This is a genomic window from Rothia sp. 88186D007BW (assembly GCF_053544215.1).
Genome location: NZ_JBPPTR010000007.1, coordinates 64,803 through 82,604 on the forward strand (window position 1 = coordinate 64,803; position 17,802 = coordinate 82,604).

Here is a 17,802-nt window from a genome sequence, read left to right on the forward strand (position 1 = left end):
CCCCACGACCCAACTGAGACGCCCTAGCCGGGTGGGGTACCTTCGCCGCTCACTAAAATGTGGTGTGTATAGCTGTTTTTTCCCCCTTTCAGCGACTACGGTTAGAGCCTGTGAGGAATATGAGGAGCGCGGCCACCCGCCTAATCTTTGGTGCCCCTGTCACCAGCAGGCAGGCTAAAAAAGGCAACCTGCCCAAACGCCGTGCCCTACCCCTGTTTGGGGCTGACGGTTTCTCTTCTGTGGCCTACGCTCCTGATGAAATCCTGCTGACTTTGCTCCTTGCTGGTCACGGGGCCTTAGCTTACTCGCCCCTGGTGGGGTTGGGTATCGCCCTGATTCTGCTGATTGTGGTGGGCACCTACCGGTACAACATTCAGCATGTGGGGGAGCGTGGCGACTTCGCCCTGGTCTACCAGAACCTGGGGGTAACAGCCGCGGTGGTACTGGGTGCGGCTCTCATGGTCGAATTCATGCTCACGGTTGCGGTCTCGCTCTCTTCTGCTGCCCAGTATCTTGAATCGATTACCCCCCTACTTTTGGGGCATCAAAGGCTGATAGCTTGTTCACTGATTGCCCTGGTGACTTTTATCTGCTTGCACGGCCTGAAAGTGATGCTGCGAATCTCTCACCTGCCCTCCTATATTTTTCTGGTGCTGCTGGTTACTACCATCGGGTGCGGTCTTATTGCGGACGCCACCGGCCAGCTTGGGCGCGCAGTCTCGGCTGACTACACGGTGCTGGTGCCAGAGAATACCAGCCAGGTGCTCACAACCCAGCTGGGTGTAACTCTGCTGCTGGTGAGGGCGTTTGCCTCTGGTGCTGTGGCTTTGACCGGGGTGAACACTGTGAGTAATGCGGTCAAGGCCTTCGCCCCGCCGCGCCAGCGCAACGCCGCCACTAGCCTCATGGTAATCGGCGGGATCTCTGCCCTCTCCCTTCTGGGTGTGCTCTACCTGGCCCGGCAAACCGGGGTGGTAACCGTCCTTGACCCGGCCCAGGGGCTACTGGTTGCTGGCCAAATGGTGGGGGAGGACTTCCACCAAATACCCGTTCTTCTCCAACTGACCGACGCTATCTTCCACCAGCCCCTAGCCAGCGTCCTACTCGGTGCAGCGACCATTGGGGTGCTCCTGGTCGCGGCCATGACAGCTTTCACCGGCTTCCCCATGCTGGCTACTGCCATAGCCTCCAAACAGTACCTGCCGGTGCACCTCTCAGCCCGCAGCTCCACGGCCCTCTACGCTAATGGTGTGCTGACCCTGGGGGCCAGTTCTATGCTGCTGGTGGCCATCGTCGGGCCCAACGTGCACACCCTGGTGCAAATGTATATTGTGGGAGTCTTTACCGCTCTCACCCTCACCCAATATGCGGTGCTTCGCAACCGCTGGCGCACCCAACGCATCACCCTCAATACCCAAAAACGGCGCGCCCTCTGGCGTGATATCGGCATCAGCGCAGTCGGCACTGGCGCCTCAATGACCGTGCTCGTGGTGATTGTTCTGACCAAATTCGTTCACGGTGCTTGGGTTACCGTACTGCTCATTCTTCTTCTGACCTGGCTCATGATTAAAACCAACAAACACTACAGCAGCATCGACCGGCAACTAGCCCTCTCCACGGATCCCGACCAACTAGCCGCTGACCGGGCCCTCCCCTCCCGCGTCCATGCCCTTATCTATGTTGAGCGGGTGCGCAAGCCTGTACTGCGGGCCCTGGCCTATGCGCGGGCCTCCCGCCCCTCATCCATTGAGGCTCTGCTAGTGAACGTGGATCAAGCCCGCACCCGCGAAAACATTGACACCTGGCAGGCCCTAGAACTGCCCGTAGACCTGACCGTCTTGGACTCGCCCTACCGCAACCCCGCTGCCAGCCTGCTCGAATATGTGCACCAGATGCGCCAAAAATCTCCCCGCGACGTGCTGGTGGTTTACTTGCCCGAATATGTGGCCTCCCACTGGTGGCATGGTATCTTCCAACGCCGCACCGTCCACAAGCTCAAAGCCCGCCTGCGCCACGAACCAGGTGTCGTGGTGGCCTCCGTGCCCTGGCAAATAGACCGATAAATTAGAAAACCCACCGAGCCACCCTCGAAGCGAGAAACACATGACTGACACCACCACCTCACCTGAACCTGCTATCGGTGACCTGCTAGAACTCACCCCCGAACGCCCAGCCCACGGCGGGGCCCTGGTCGCTAGAGCAGGCGACCGCGTCATCTTTGTCCGCCACGGCATCGTAGGGGAGCAGGCCACCGCCCGCATTACCGGCCGTGGCCCCAAAGGCCGCTTCTTCTTCGCAGATGTGGTCTCCGTCGATACCCCCTCACCGGAGCGCCGCCCCCACCCCTGGGCACCGGCGGACGCGCTGGCGTCTGCTCAGCCCCTGGGCGGTATGGAATACGGGCACCTGACTCTCGCAACCCAGCGGGCCTATAAGCAGCAGATTGTGAAGGAGCAGCTAGTGCGCCTGGGCGGGGTGCCTGAGAACCACCCGCTGCTGGCTAAGCTGCCGGTCCATGCCCTACCCGGTGATGAGCAGGGGCTGCACTGGCGCACCCGAGTACATTTTGCGGTGGAGCGCGAGAGCCAGCAAATCGCTATGTTCCCGCACTCTAGCTCGGTGCCCGTCCCCGTTACGGGCTTCCCCCTGGCCGATGAGCGCATCGAGGCCCTAGAGCTGCACCGGCTCAAACTAGCCGGTATTACCCGGGTTGATGTGGCGATCTCTGCCACCGATATGGTGGCCGTGGTCTTTACCGTATCTGCCCGCACCACGCCTGCGGCGGTCGCCGCGGATATTGAGGCCCAGGCCCGGGCCCTGTGGGGGCCGCTGGAAGAGCGCATGATAACCCTGGTCTTTACCGCTGAGAAAAAGGGCGGACGCCGCCGCGGCACTAAACCCGCTGACGTCATCGCTGGGGCTACCAGCCCTAACCTCCTTGAGGCTGCCACTGTTTACGCCCAGGACTTCTATTGGAACGTGGCCGCTACAGGCTTCTGGCAGATTCACCGGGCTGCCCCTGAGGTGCTGGGTAATGCGGTGCTTGAGGCAGCCGGCCTGAGAAAGGGCATGACGGTCTATGACCTTTACGCCGGTGCCGGTTTCTTCACCGCCCTAGCCGCTGACGCAGTGGGCGACAAGGGCACGGTTTTGTCGATTGAGGGATCTCCGGTGACCAGCCGCAACGCCTCCGAGAACTTTGGTGACGAGGGGCCCTCCCGAACTCACAGGTCTGAGCGGACGCGCGTGCGCGTGGAAAACGGGGACGTGGCCCAGGTGCTGGAGAAAATCAGCGGTGAAGTGGCCGAGGGCCGCTACGCTGCCCCGGATGTGGTAATTTGTGACCCCTCCCGTGAGGGTGCGGGCCGCACCGTCATGGAGCAGATTTCTGCCCTTGCACCCCAGCGGATTATCTACGTGGCCTGTGACCCGGCAGCCTTGGGCCGTGACACCGGCTACCTGCGCGCAGCAGGCTGGCGGCTTGATGCTGTTGAGGCCTTTGACATGTACCCCAACACCCACCATGTGGAGACGGTAGCTCTTTTGTCCAAACTTGATGTCGATAAGCACATAAATGTTGAAATTGAGCTGGATGAGCTTGATGCAACAAGTGATTAAAGCAAGTCTGCTTATGAGTAAATAAAAGAGTATGTACTGAAGAAATTTAGCTTTAAGGTTTCTACACTGCATATCGCACAAATTAAAAAGAAATACGGTATAGAGCTGAGAGGGGGTTATAATAAGTCAAAAAAGAAAAACAAGTTATCCCGCAATTCACACTGGAAAAAGAAGATACTGTTATGGATACCATGAAGGAACTTTAAAATGATGCAATAAAGAGAGAGGGTGTTTATAAGATTGATGATAAAAATAATCTTGTTTCCAATGAGTCTTTTATTCAAGTATCCTAACTGCCTTCTTACATTCATGCTCGGCATAGAAACGGGAATACTATATTTACTGATGATATTTTGTATATTTGGAGCCATAGCATTTTTTACAAAAAGAAGTTAGCATTGGTGTAGAAGCATTAATTATTTGATTTTTAGTTAGTCCTTACGGAATACCGATGGTGGAGTGGGAGCAGCTGTTGTAGTGTTCTTAGAAGGTGTAAATAGGAAAATAAGGTCAATTTAAATCAAAACATTAATGAATTAGAAAGAAGGTTAATTTTTGCGAACATACGAAAATAAAGAACAACTAAAAGCTGAAATAGGTAAAACATTTGAGAAGTATATTTCAGAATTTGATATTATTCCAGAAAATTTAAAAGATAAGAGAGTTGATGGAGCCGATAGAACTCCAGCAGAAAACCTTGCCTATCAGGTTGGCTGGACAAGTTTGGTTCTTAAATGGGAAGAAGATGAAAGAAAGGGGCTTCAAGTAAAAACACCATCGGATGAATTTAAATGGAATCAACTCGGTGAATTATATCAGTCATTCACGGATACCTACGCTCATTTATCTTTGGAAGAGTTGAAAGCAAAATTAAATGAGAATATTAATTCTATTTATATTATGATTGATTCGTTGAGTGAGGAAGAATTATTTGAACCGCATATGAGAAACTGGGCTGATGAAGCGACTAAAACAGCGACTTGGGAAGTGTATAAGTTTATTCATGTAAATACTGTTGCACCTTTTGGAACTTTCAGAACTAAAATCAGAAAATGGAAGAAAATAGTATTATGAGGGTTATTCAAAACCACACCAGAGAAACCGTTGCCCCACAAACCCATAACTACCAGCAACTCACCACCCTACAAGAAGCCCCCAACAACCACCTGACACCGCGAAAAAATCAACAAAAACCCAGGAAACTTACCCTAACCCACCCCTAGAACAAGGCACTCAAAGCACCAGGTTCACTGGTCATCAACAGCACACTGGTACCGGTCTGGAACTGGCGAGGTGAAATAAACTTTTCAGGCAAAGATAAACGTGCTGGCTACAACCACCAGATCATCTGCACCATTGATGGCAGGCTCCTTGTCATTACTGACCGGCTACCTGGTGCTTGGCATGATGTTTATGCCGCCAAGGAGCACGGTCTTACATAAGTATGTGGAGGAGATGACCCTTGTTGATAGGGGCTACCGTCGGGTTGAGGTTGTTGCCCCCCCTGCTCAGTGTAAGCCTGGGGTGAAAACGCTCACTCGAGGCTGTAAAGGAGATAGCAGCCGTATTGTCGATAAGCTGTGAGTGGTGGTGGAACGCGTTATCGTGCAAGTGAAGATTTGGGGTGTTTTGTGTTCGGGTTTTCGGCGGCTGCTTGGGGTGTGTGGGCGGGTTTTTCGGTGGTGAGGGGGTGTGTTTCTTTGTTGTTGGGCACCCCTTATGAAGAACCCTCATAGGTTTGGACAATGATGAACAAGTGGAAACCTTGGCGGTATTTAGCCGGTACGAGGCTTAGCGGTTTCCGGAAAAGACCACCAAAATCAGAGAAACCCACCTAGTTCAAGTTTGGTGGGTTTTCTGATGTAGATGGTACCTACCCCCACTACGGGGCGAGGCGGGTGGGGTAGGAGCCAGGGGTTAGCTCAGGCGGTCGGTCTGGTCGTCCCATTCGGCTGCCATAGGGCGCAGGGCACCTTCCTTAGCGCGAGCATGGTGGCCGCAGAAGAGCAAATCCAGGCCAGAGCTCATCACCACACGCACATAGGCCTGAGCGCCGCAGGCATCGCAACGGTCAGCAGCAGTCAATTCGCGGCGGGTCTCAAGAGTTGCACTCATGGTAGCTCCTTTCAAAAGCTTTCCTTCTACTCTCTATCCAACCACCGGCCCGGCCGCGTCCGCACGTCCTTTCGCCCAGAGCACGAAACCCTTGCCCGCCAACCGGGTAGGGGCCGTGGCCCGTGCCGCCAAAGACCCTGCCACCCGAACACCTGTACTACACTAGATAGGCACACCGTCCACACCTGCAGGAGAGTTTCGTGGCAGCAAACAACTACACCGCCCGCAACCTATCGGTGCTCGAAGGCCTCGAAGCCGTACGCAAACGCCCCGGCATGTACATTGGCTCCACCGACTCACGCGGCCTCATGCACTGCCTCTGGGAAATTATCGACAACTCAGTTGATGAAGCCTTAGCCGGGTACGGGCAGTCCATCCAGGTCATCCTCTATAAGGACGGCTCCGTTGAGGTGCAAGATGACGGCCGCGGCGTGCCCACCGACATTGAACCCCGCACCGGCCTCTCCGGTGTGGAAGTGGTCTATACCAAATTGCACGCTGGTGGTAAATTCGGTGGCGGCTCCTACACTGCCTCAGGTGGTCTGCACGGTGTGGGCGCCTCGGTCGTGAACGCCCTCTCCTCCCGCCTTGATGTGCAGGTAGACCGCGGCGGCAAAACCTACCAGATGAGCTTCCGCCACGGCATTCCCGGTATTTTCGAAGGCACCCGCACCCCCAAACCCGATGCCCCTTTCACCGCCTCCGCCGACGCCCTACAGGTAGTAGGTAAAGCCAAACGCGGAGTCACCGGCACCCGGGTTCGCTACTGGGCTGACCCCATGATTTTCACCCCGGACGCCCGGTTCAGCTACGAAAACCTGGCCGCCCGTGCTCGCCAAACCGCCTTCCTGATCCCTGGGCTGCGTATTGCTGTGCGCGATGAACGCCGCCTGCCTGGCACCCCCGGCGAGTTTGAAACCGTTGAGGAAGTCTTCCAGCATGACGGTGGTATCGCAGAATTTGTGGACTACTTGGCCCATGACCAGGCTGTGACCGATATTTGGCGTTTCACCGGTACCGACACCTTCACTGAGACCGTCCCCGTGCTGGATGCTGAAGGCCACTCCCAGCTCACCGAAGTAGAGCGCGAGTGCGAGGTTGATGTTGCCCTGCGCTGGGGCACTGGTTACGAAACCAAGCTGCGCACCTTCGTCAATATCATCGCTACCCCTAAGGGCGGTACCCACCAGACCGGGTTTGAGCAGGGGCTGCTCAGAACCTTCCGCAAGCACATTGCCGATAATGCGCGTAAATTCAAGGCCGGCACCGACAAAATTGAAAAGGACGACGTGCTGGCAGGTCTGACCGCTGTGCTGACCGTGCGTCTGGCTGAGCCCCAGTTTGAGGGGCAAACTAAGGAGATTCTGGGCACCCCGGCGGTGCGTCAGATTGTTTCTAAGGTGGTAGCCAAGCAACTAGCTGCCAAGTTGAACTCTACAGCCCGGGGCGAGAAAACCCAGGCGGCAGCTGTCTCTGAGAAGGTTGTTGCTGAGATGAAGTCGCGTATTTCGGCGCGAGTTCATAAGGAAACCCAGCGTCGTAAGAACGCCCTGGAAACTTCGTCCATGCCCACCAAGCTCGTAGACTGCCGCTCTACTGATGTTGAGAAGTCTGAACTTTTCATCGTTGAGGGTGACTCGGCCTTGGGCACTGCCCGCCTGGCCCGCTCATCTACCTACCAGGCGCTGCTGCCTATTCGCGGCAAGATTTTGAACGTGCAGAAGGCCTCCCTGACCGACATGCTAGCTAACGCTGAGTGTGCCGCCATTATCCAGGTGATTGGTGCAGGCTCAGGGCGCACCTTTGACCTGGAGAGCAAACGCTACAACAAGATTATTATGATGACAGATGCGGACGTAGACGGTGCCCACATTCGTACCCTACTGCTGACTCTCTTCTACCGTTATATGCGTCCGCTGGTAGAAGCTGGCCATGTCTACGCTGCTGTGCCGCCCCTGCACCGGGTTGAGGTGATCAACCGGGGTAAGGCTAACGAGATGGTCTACACCTACTCCGAGAAGGAACTACACGAGCTGCTGGGCCGTATTGAGGCCGAGGGTAAGAGCTATAAGGAACCTATCCAGCGTTATAAGGGTCTAGGTGAGATGGACGCTGACCAGTTGGCGGAGACCACCATGGACCCCCGCCACCGTATGCTGCGCCGGGTACGGGTTGAGGACGCTGAGGCTGCCGAGCGTGCCTTTACCCTCTTGATGGGTTCTGAGGTGGCCCCGCGTAAGGACTTTATTATCCGTGGTGCCGCCCAGCTTGACCACACTGCGATTGATGCCTAGGGCTTCTTATAGTTAGCAGGGGTGAGGTATTGCTGAGGGCCTGGGGCATGTCATATAACCGCAAATGTGTATGATATTCATCACTCTTTAGGGCCTGTGGATTTGGTTTTAGGGGCTAGCTTTTACCCTCAGGTTGGGTTTTTGAAAAAAGAGGACGGCCCCGCCCGGCTCTACCTGATGGGTTAGGGGAGAGGTGCTTGCCCCGGTGTGACTATGACAAAGTGTCACTAACACCGGTTTGAGAAGATGTGAGCTGTCGTCTTCTACCTAGTCAGAGATAGCCTTAGCGTGAAAGTGACCTTTAGTGAAGCGTCAAATTCTCTGGTGGGGGGAGTCACAAACACCCTAACGACACACTCACAGAAGCCAGCTATCCTAGAGCACAACACACCCGCACCGTTGCCTTGTGTTTATGGCATAGTTGCCAGCCTGCTAACGGTGCACCACTTTAACACTCAAGGAAATCAATGGATCCCCTCGAAATAGCGCGGTGGCAATTCGGTATCACCACCGTCTACCACTTCATGATGGTTCCGCTGACCCTAGGCCTGGGTGCCGTTGTAGCTGGCTTCTACATCGCCTACGTGCGAACCAAGAAGCACGAATACAAGCGCATGACCAAGTTCTGGGGCAAGCTCTACCTCATCAACTTCATCATGGGCGTTGCAACCGGCCTCGTCCAAGAATTCCAGTTTGGCATGGCCTGGAGCGAATACTCCCGCTTCGTGGGCGACGTTTTCGGCGCGCCCCTAGCCATGGAAGGCCTACTAGCCTTCTTCGTAGAGTCCACCTTCTTAGGCCTCTTCATCTTCGGCTGGGACAAACTCTCACCCAAGGTACACGCAGCCTGCCTGGTCATCGCAGTAGCCGCCTCCTGGCTCTCTGCCTACTTCATCATCGTGGCCAACTCCTGGATGCAGCACCCCGTAGGTGTTGAAATGATTGATGGCCGCCCCGTTATGACCGACGTCTTAGCAGTGCTAACCAACAACACCGCCATGGTTGCCTACCCGCACGCCATCTTCGGCTCCCTTCAGGTTGCCGGTGGCTTCCTTGTCGGTATCGCCTGGTACAAGCTCTGGAAGCGTCGCCGCGATGGCATCGACACCATCGGTGACAACGGCAAGGTTATCGTCGGTGAAATCAGCGAAGGCGCCCGCGACCGCGCCGACTTCACCGTCTGGTTCAAGTCCCTACGCATCGGCGCTATCGTCGGTCTGCTGGCCTTTGTTGGCACCGGTATCACCGGCCACCAGCAGGCTCAGCTCATGATTCAGCAGCAGCCCATGAAAATGGCAGCAGCCGAAGCCGCCTGCCACGACGGTACTGGCTTCTCCCTCTTCTCCCTCTCATCTCCCGGTGCGCAGGACTGCGACCAGGTCCAGGCTGTTATCGAAATTCCCGGCCTGCTCTCCTTCCTGGCCTACGACAACTTCACCACCGACGTCCCCGGCATCACCACCTTGCTCCCTCAGTACAAGGAAGCCTACGGCGGCACCATCCCCGATAACCCCGAAATCTACGGTGAACGCGCCGGCACTGAGGTTGATTTCCTGCCCCTGATGGAGGTCACCTACTACGGCTTCCGCGGCATGATCACCCTCGGCGGCATCAGCGCCCTCTCCTTCCTCTACGTCTTGTGGGTAACCCGCAAGAAGGGTGAAGGTACCGTACCTGAAGCCAAATGGATCACTAACCTAGCTATCGTGGGCATCCTGGCACCCTTCGGTGCCAACGCCACCGGCTGGATCTTCACCGAAATGGGCCGCCAGCCCTTCGTCGTTGCCCCCAACCCCGACGGCAACCCCGCCCTGATGATGTTCACCGCAGCAGCCGTCTCACCCGGTGTATCTGGCTACGAGATTCTCTTCTCGCTCATTTCTCTGGGCCTGATTTACGGCATCCTCATGGTCGTGGAAGTCTACCTGCTCGCCAAGTACGTCAAGGCCGGTGTGGTGGCATCTATGCCCGAGCTGGTTGAAGACCCACACACAACTGACGAGAAGAACGACCGCGACGTACTCGCGTTCGCCTACTAAGAAAGGGGCTTACACACATGTTTGAGCTTTTTGCTGACCAGCCTCTTCTGCCGACTCTCTGGTTCGCAGTCATCGGCTTCTTCTGGGTGGGGTACATCATTCTGGACGGCTTCGACCTGGGCGTAGGTATGCTCATGAGCCGCATCTTTGCCAAGAATGAGAAAGAACGCCGCCTCCTACTGAACACCATCGGCCCTGTCTGGGACGGAAACGAAGTGTGGGTTGTTACCGCTGGCGCTGCTACCTTCGCAGCTTTCCCCCTCTGGTACGCCTCCCTCTTCTCAGCCCTCTACATTCCGCTAACCCTTGCCCTGCTAGCCCTGATTTTCCGTGCAGTAGCTATCGAATATCGCGGCAAGAAGGACTCCGAGCAGTGGATTGCAGGCTGGACCGTAGCCATCTCGGTCGGTTCTTTCTTCATCGCCTTCCTGGTCGGTGCCCTGCTGGCACTGACCTCAACCGGTCTGCCCGTCAACGCTAACGGTGACCGCGTAGGCGGTGCCTTCGCCTGGCTGACCCCCGCCGTAGTGATGGGTGGCCTAGCCATGGTCGGTGTTTCCCTGGTCATGGGCCTGGCCTTCATCGCCCTAAAGACTGACGGCGAGGTACGCCACCGTGCAGGTGCGGCCCTCACCAAGCTCTCACCGGTACTGGTACTGCCCGTTGTGGTTTGGGTTCTCTACATGCAGGTGACCACCGGTAACGGTATCTCCTACACCCTCACAGCACTTGCCGTCCTCGCTCTGCTAATCGGCTGGTTCTTTGCCAGCCGCAAGCAGGAGGGCAAGGCCTTCACCGGCTTTGCAGCCTTCATCGGTCTAGGCGTACTAGCTATCTTCTTGGCCCTGTACCCCAACGTCATGCCCTCCACCCTAGATGAGGCATACAACCTCACCATCGCCAACGCGTCAAGCTCCGAGTACACCCTGAGCGTGATGAGCTGGGTTGCTCTCTTCGGCATCCCGATTCTGTTGGTTTACCAGGGCTGGACCTACTGGGTCTTCCGCAAGCGCCTGCGCGTTGAAAGCATCCCTGATGCCCATGACGCCACCGAGCTGGCTACCCGTGCCACTCGCACAAGCGCCCACAAGGCATAGGCCAGAGCCCAAGGCACATCAAAGATAAGGACGCCGGGAGTAGTTCCCGGCGTCCTTTCGCCTACTCAGGGTGGGCAGATGTGCTCATACCCACGGCCCAGCTCATGAACCTGGGTCTACCCGGTTGGAAAGTTACCACTAGAATAGTGAACAAACTGTTCGCGGCACCAAGGACACTATTGAGAATGACTGCTCCCAGAACGAGCAAGCGGCCCCCGCTGGGCCCCCACGCCAAGAGAAACCTCACCGTTTTCGCGGTGCTTACCGCCCTCAAAACACTGGCTCTCATTGTCTTTGCCGCAGTGCTGGGCACTGCCATCACCCTGCTAGCCCGCATGACCTACGCGGTGTTCTACGAGGGCAAAACCTACGAGTCTGCCCACGCCGAGCAGCTTGCCGTCTTCGCCGGAAACGGCCAAGCCCAACTGACCGGCATCTTTTTCGCCACCCCCTTCATGCAACCGGGATTACTTTCGCTGGCAATCACCGGCGCCCTTGCACTTGTGGTTCGTGCGGCAGCTGACTGGTCTTTGAGCTTCTACGCCCAACAGGCAGCAGCGGGGGCTAAAACTACCATCCGCCGCAAACTGATTCGCCGCGTCCTTGCCACCGGTGGTATTGACACCCCCGACGGCACCGGTGCCACCGCCGTGCTTCTTTCCCGTGGTCTTAACGCCCTAGATGACTACTACACCAAAACCCTCACAGCATTTGTCTCAACAGCTGTAGTGCCCACCCTGCTTCTCGTTTTCATTGCCTTCTACGACTGGGTATCAGCCCTGGTCATTCTCTGCACCCTGCCGCTGATTCCCCTCTTCATGGTGCTCATTGGCCGTACCACCGCAGAAGATACCGCCCGCGCCCAGCGCGATTTGCTGCGCCTCTCCGATCACATCGTCGAACTGGTCAAGGGCCTACCTGTACTGGTGGGCCTGGGCCGTTCACGCGCCCAGTCAAAAGCACTAGGGGATCTAGGGGAGCGCTACCGCAAAGCCACCATGTACACCCTACGGTCAGCCTTCCTTTCCTCCCTGGCCTTGGAACTCATCACCACTATCTCGGTGGCCCTGGTTGCTGTGCTCATTGGCCTGCGCCTGGTTGAAGGAAACCTGGGGTTAGACCTTGCTCTCTTCGCCCTACTCCTGGCCCCTGAGTGCTACCAGCCCCTGCGTGATGTGGGAACCGCCTACCACCAGTCTGAGGACGGCGTTGCAGCCCTGCGCCGTGCCGAGACCATCATCAACCAGCCCATCCCACACGCCACTGTCGCCCCCGGCGGTGACCGCCTCTCGGTCCGTCAGCTCTCCGTGGCCTACCCTGGGCGCGAGCGCACCCTCACCGGTGTCAGTTTCACCCTACGACACGGCACCACCACCGCTATCACCGGCCCCTCAGGCTGCGGCAAAACCACCCTGCTCTCCGTCCTCGGCGGGGCCCTGCGCAACGACCTGGTACCCACCGGCACTACCGAACCAGTACACGTCTCTGGCCTCGTATCAGGCACCGGCGCCACCGTCTGGATTAGCCAATCACCCACCTTCATTGCCCCCACCGCCCTGGCTGAGGTTGCCCTCTACGCCACCGTCACCCGCGGCGAAGGCGCTCTAGAAGGCATCAACTATGCCTCAACCCTGCTCGATGATGCAGTCTCTTTCACCGAGGAAGACCGGAACTACTTCACTTCCTTCCTCCGCTCGGTAGGGTTAGCTGACCTCGCTAACCTCCCCCCTGAGGCACTTTCTGCCGGGCAGATGCGCCGCCTAGCTATCGCCCGCGCCCTGGCACGAGTTGCCACCTTACAGGCACAAGAAGAGCGCGTCACTGTGCTCATCGACGAACCCACAGCCCACCTTGACCCAGTCTCAGCAGCCAAGGTAAACGTCGCCCTAGCCGCCCTGCAGGAGACCGGGGCAACCCTCATTATCGTCACTCACGACACCGCCCTTGCTACTGCCACCAACAACCTGCTCCAGGCCACCCCCAAGGCCCACGGCTTCACCTGGGACCTCTCGCCCCAGAACGCAGCCGGCCTGGGCGGCTACGCCCTAGCAACCCTGGCCGATGCTGTAGCCACCGGCGAACTCGAAGATTCAGCCCCTGCGGTAGCTACCAAGCCCCCCACCTCACCTGAGCCAAGAGAGGTCGGTTCTGCGGGCGTCCTTAAAACCCTGCGACACCTGGGGGAGCTCACCGGCATCACCAAACGCGATATGGCCCTGCCGATTCTGCTATCGGTACTCACCGTGGTCTTTGCTGTCAGCCTCACCGCCCTCTCTGGCTGGCTGATTGTGCGCGCTGCTGAGCAGCCAGCCATGATGTACCTGCTGGTGGCTGTGACCGGCGTGCGCTTCTTTGGTCTAGGCCGGGCCACCTCCCGCTATGCCGAGCGCCTGCGCACCCATAACCTGGTGCTAGAGGCAGCTAACACCCTGCGCGTGCGTGCCTGGGACGCCGCTGGCCGCAGTGTACTCTCAGTGCGCTCTTTGCTCCGTGGCGACAAGATCCTTGACCGACTGGTTGGCGATATTGATGAGTTACGCGACGCTATCCCGCGCGTGGTTCTACCCGTTGCCTCCCACCTGATTGTCATGCTGCTGGTGCTGGGTGTGACTGCCTGGGCTACCCCGCAGGCCCTGCTACCGGTGGCAATTGCGGTGGTGGTTTCCACCTGTATTCTCCCGGCAATAGTCTTGCGGGCAGATCAGCGTGCTGATGCCGTCGCCCGCGGCGAAACCTCAGCCATGCTGCGCTTAGGCGTCTCAGCCCTAGATGCTGCTACCGACCTGCACAATAACGGCCTAGACCAGACCGTTGCTCTGGCTGTGTCACGTCAGGACGGCTACGCCCAGTCCTCCTATCTGAGAAGTTCCCGCGCTATCGGTGTGGGCCAGGGTCTAATGGTTGTGACCTGGTGGGGTGCCGCCTTGGCTGTGATTGCCAGTATCTGGCCTGCCGTTGAAGCCGGTAACGTGACTGCCCCGACTGCCGCTATCGTCATTTTGATGATGACCGGCCTCTTTGAGACCACTGCCTCCCACCTAGAAGCTGTACGCGGCTGGCCGGCCTTTGCCACCCTAGTAGCCCGCACCCGGTCTCACTTCGACACTGTCGATACCGCTGCGGCAGATGAGAGCGCGGACGCCGGTGCTGGCGAAATCAGAGACATCCTGGGGGACCCCGGTATTGGGGCTAAGAACCGGGCTGCTCACAGCTCCATCACTCTCGACCTTGAGTCTTTAGCTACCCGCTGGCCCGATATGGATCAGCCTGTCTTTACCGGGCTTTCAGCGTCTGTCTCTTCAGGGCAATGGCTGGGTATCACCGGCCCCTCAGGCTCCGGTAAGACCACTGCTCTTGCTACCCTCTTGGGCTTCCTCCCCGTTGAGCAGGGCCAGATTCGGGTCAACGGCCGCACCTTTGACGCCCAGTCTTTGCGCGGCTACGCGGCCTGGTGCCCCCAATCGGCCTATATCTTTGAATCCACTATCGCCAATAACCTGGCGATTGCCCGTTCAGCCGATGAGCGCCCCACCGATGAGGAAATGTACGAGGTGCTCAACCGGGTAGGCCTCGGCGATTTTGTGCGCTCCTTACCTGCCGGGTTGCAGACCCTAGTGGGAGCTGGTGGTTCTTATGTCTCCGGTGGTCAGCGTCAGCGTATCGCCATTGCCCGCACCCTACTGGTTGATTCGCCCCTGCTACTGATGGACGAGCCGACCGCTCACCTGGACGCCCCAGCCGCCGTGGCCCTCATTAACGAGGTTGCCCGAGGCACCAAGGGCACCCCCGGCCAGAAGGTTTCGGGTAAGACCAAGCTACCTGCGGTCGTCCTGGTCTCACACCGGACCGAAGACATCACCGCCTGCGATACCGTGGTCAAGCTTCGATAGGTACACAGAGAAAAGCCCACCTAGTACAATCCCGTGCAGGGAAAGAACTAGGTGGGCTTTTATGTGGGTCTTACCGGCTAGAAGAGAGCGTTCTCCTCCACCTCGGCCGATATCTCACCCTCTGCCTGAGCCTTACCCTCTGCCTGAGCCTTACCCTCTGCCTGAGCCTTACCCTCTGCCTGAGCCTTACCCTCTGCCTGAGTCTCAGGCTGGTTGGTGGGTTCTTTTGCTGTAACTGATGCCGGAGCCGGGGACGTCAGCTCCTGGTAGTTGGGGCCAATAGCGTCGATGCCCTGGGCTAGTAGCACCCCGGATCCATCACGGGGGCCGAACTCAGTGGGCAGGGTACGGGCAACACCTGCGGCCGAAACTGCCTTAGCCGGGCCAACACCCACCCAGGCCAGGGCTAGGGAAGATTCGCCCTTGAGGAAGCGGTGGGCGCGCATACCACCGGTTGCTCGCCCCTTCTGGGGGAACTCGGTAAGTTCAGTGACCTTGGCGGTAGCTCCTTCCTCGCCGCCGTCAGTGATGGTAACGACCTGGGCGTCCGTACCCGGTGCGGTGACACCAAAAGCAATAACCTTATCGTCCTCGGCTACCTTCATGCCCGCCATGCCGCCACCGGTACGACCCTGGGGGCGCACCTTAGCCGCATCAAAGGTAAGCAGCTTGGCTTGCTCTGTGATGAAGGTAAGGAGCGCATCGTTGGAGTCGCAGACCGCCAGGCCGATCACAGAATCCTTGGGTTTGAGCTTCATAATCTCAAACTCGGTGGCATTGAGCGGGTAATCGGGGTTGACTCGTTTGACCACGCCGCGTTCTGTGGCCAGGGCCAGAATGGAGTTGAGCGGAGCCAAACCTACCAGCTTTTCCCCACGGGCTAGGGTGATGACGTCCGTAGCCTTAACCCCGCTGGCGAGCTGGGGTGCACCTGCTGTTTCTTCAAGAACCGGCAGATCAATGACAGGTACACGAATCAGGCGGCCCGTTGAGGTAACGGCACCAATTTCACCGCGGGCACTGGTAGGCACCAGGGAGAGGTAAGCATCGTGTTTGATACGTTTACCTGGGTCAAGCAGGGGCTGGCGCTGGCCTTTAACCCCCTTAGTGCGCCCCAGCTGCCCTGATGTGGAGAGCAGAACCCAGCAGGGATCGTCCGCAATTTCCAGGGAGAGGCCGGCCTCCTTCTTGGCCTTGGAGGCGGAGGCTGAGAGGGCGGCAACCGCGTCGGCTAGCTCGTCCTTGGTCACAATCTTGGTGCGGCGGTCGGTGCCGTACTGGTCGGCAACCTGCTGCAGTTCCTCTGAGACCAGGGCGCGGAGCTTAGCGTCAGAGCCAAGAATCTCTTCAAGGGACGCAATTTCAGCTAACAGGTCATCACGCTCAGCCTCAAGTTCGATGCGGGAATACTTGGTGAGCTGGCGCAGGCGCAGCTCCAGAATGTGGTTGGCTTGCACCTCACTCAAATCGTAGATTTGCATGAGGCGCTCACGGGCCTGGGCGGTTTCATCTGATGAGCGAATAATCTGGATAACCTCGTCAATATCGACAATGGCCACCAGCAGGCCTTCAACCAGGTGCAGGCGGTCGCGGCGCTTGCCCAGGCGGTAGTTGGTGCGGCGGCGCACGACATCCAGGCGGTGATTGACGTAGACGTGCAGCAGATCGAGCAGGCCCAGAGTCTGGGGCTGGCCCTCAACCAGGGCCACGTTATTAATGCCGAAAGAATCTTCCAGCGGGGTGTGCTTGTAGAGGGCAGCCAGCACGGCCTTGGGGTTGAAGCCGTTCTTGATTTCAATGACCATGCGTAGACCGTTTTTGCGGTCGGTTAGGTCTACAACGTCAGAGATGCCCTGTAGTTTTTTGGAGTTGACGCCGTCCTTGATTTTTTCAATGACCTTCTCAGGGCCAACCAGGTAGGGCAGCTCGGTCACCACAATGCCTTGTTTGCGGGCGGTGACCTGTTCGATGGAGACCTTGGCGCGGGTCTTGAAGATGCCGCGGCCCTTTTCGTAGGCGTCTTTAATGCCGGTGGTGCCCACAATGGTGCCGCCGGAGGGAAGGTCTGGGCCGGGCACCAGCTTCATGATGTCTTTGAGGGTGGCATCGGGGTGATCGAGCAGGTGGCGGGCTGCCGCAATGACCTCGCGCAGGTTGTGTGGGGCCATGTTGGTGGCCATACCCACGGCAATACCGGCTGAGCCATTGACCAGCAGGTTGGGGTAGGCAGCAGGCAGGACGGCCGGTTGCATGAACTGGTTGTCGTAGTTGGGTACGAAGTCCACGACATCTTCATCCAGGTTGGCGGTCATAGCCAGGGCTGCCGGGGCCATGCGAACCTCGGTGTAGCGGGAGGCCGCCGGGCCATCGTCCAGGGAGCCGAAGTTGCCGTGCCCATCGACCACTGGTAGGCGCATAGAGAAGGGTTGGGCCAGTCGCACCATAGCATCGTAGATGGCGCCGTCACCGTGGGGGTGCAGCTTACCCATGACTTCGCCGATCACGCGGGCACTCTTGACGTGGCCCTTCTCTGGGCGCAAGCCCATCTGCTGCATCATGTAGAGGATGCGGCGCTGCACGGGCTTGAGGCCATCGCGGGCGTCGGGCAGAGCACGGGAGTAGATGACCGAGTAGGAGTATTCCAGGAAGCTGGTTTCCATCTCGCTGGTCACGTCGATATCGACGATATTTTCCACGACGTCGGTGGGGTAGTCATCGTGCGCGGTGGTGCGGCGAGCCATCGAGACCT

9 protein-coding genes are annotated in these 17,802 nt (G+C 58.0%); 7 read left to right on the top strand and 2 right to left on the bottom strand.

Annotated elements, in window-relative coordinates; translation table 11 throughout:
• The first annotated feature begins 119 nt into the window (after positions 1–119).
• The 3 genes from ACEE09_RS05370 (at position 120) to ACEE09_RS05380 (ending at position 4,692) form a co-directional block, all read left to right on the top strand.
• Complete coding sequence (locus ACEE09_RS05370; RefSeq protein ID WP_449082765.1) at positions 120–2,063, top strand: APC family permease; 1,944 nt, start codon at positions 120–122, stop codon at positions 2,061–2,063.
• Between the two features lie 40 nt (positions 2,064–2,103).
• Positions 2,104–3,618 (top strand): class I SAM-dependent RNA methyltransferase, encoded by a 1,515-nt coding sequence (locus ACEE09_RS05375; protein ID WP_449082767.1) that lies wholly within the window; start codon positions 2,104–2,106, stop codon positions 3,616–3,618.
• Positions 3,619–4,173: 555 nt separating this feature from the next.
• Positions 4,174–4,692 (top strand): ClbS/DfsB family four-helix bundle protein, encoded by a 519-nt coding sequence (locus ACEE09_RS05380; RefSeq protein ID WP_449082769.1) that lies wholly within the window; start codon positions 4,174–4,176, stop codon positions 4,690–4,692.
• A gap of 843 nt (positions 4,693–5,535) precedes the next feature.
• On the opposite strand, the gene ACEE09_RS05385 is transcribed toward ACEE09_RS05380, so the two are convergent.
• Entirely contained in the window at positions 5,536–5,733 is a 198-nt protein-coding gene (locus ACEE09_RS05385) for a DUF7455 domain-containing protein (protein ID WP_449082771.1), read from the bottom strand.
• Positions 5,734–5,933: 200 nt separating this feature from the next.
• On the opposite strand from ACEE09_RS05385, the gene ACEE09_RS05390 reads away from it, so the two are divergent.
• The 4 genes from ACEE09_RS05390 to cydC all read left to right on the top strand — a co-directional run bounded on the left by ACEE09_RS05390 (position 5,934) and on the right by cydC (position 15,053).
• Positions 5,934–8,027 (top strand): DNA gyrase/topoisomerase IV subunit B, encoded by a 2,094-nt coding sequence (locus ACEE09_RS05390; protein ID WP_449082773.1) that lies wholly within the window; start codon positions 5,934–5,936, stop codon positions 8,025–8,027.
• Positions 8,028–8,494: 467 nt separating this feature from the next.
• The gene (locus tag ACEE09_RS05395; protein ID WP_449082775.1) at positions 8,495–10,066 is read left to right on the top strand and encodes a cytochrome ubiquinol oxidase subunit I; all 1,572 of its coding nucleotides are present in this window, start codon (positions 8,495–8,497) and stop codon (positions 10,064–10,066) included.
• A gap of 17 nt (positions 10,067–10,083) precedes the next feature.
• On the top strand, positions 10,084–11,163 hold the full coding sequence (cydB, locus tag ACEE09_RS05400) for a cytochrome d ubiquinol oxidase subunit II (RefSeq protein WP_449082777.1): 1,080 nt from the start codon (positions 10,084–10,086) through the stop codon (positions 11,161–11,163).
• A 185-nt stretch (positions 11,164–11,348) separates the two neighbouring features.
• Positions 11,349–15,053, top strand: a complete 3,705-nt coding sequence (gene cydC / locus ACEE09_RS05405; RefSeq protein WP_449082779.1) for a thiol reductant ABC exporter subunit CydC — start codon at positions 11,349–11,351, stop codon at positions 15,051–15,053.
• Between the two features lie 77 nt (positions 15,054–15,130).
• Here cydC and ACEE09_RS05410 read toward each other — a convergent pair whose 3' ends face one another.
• Positions 15,131–17,794 (bottom strand): DNA gyrase/topoisomerase IV subunit A, encoded by a 2,664-nt coding sequence (locus tag ACEE09_RS05410; RefSeq protein ID WP_449082781.1) that lies wholly within the window; start codon positions 17,792–17,794, stop codon positions 15,131–15,133.
• Positions 17,795–17,802: the final 8 nt, after the last annotated feature.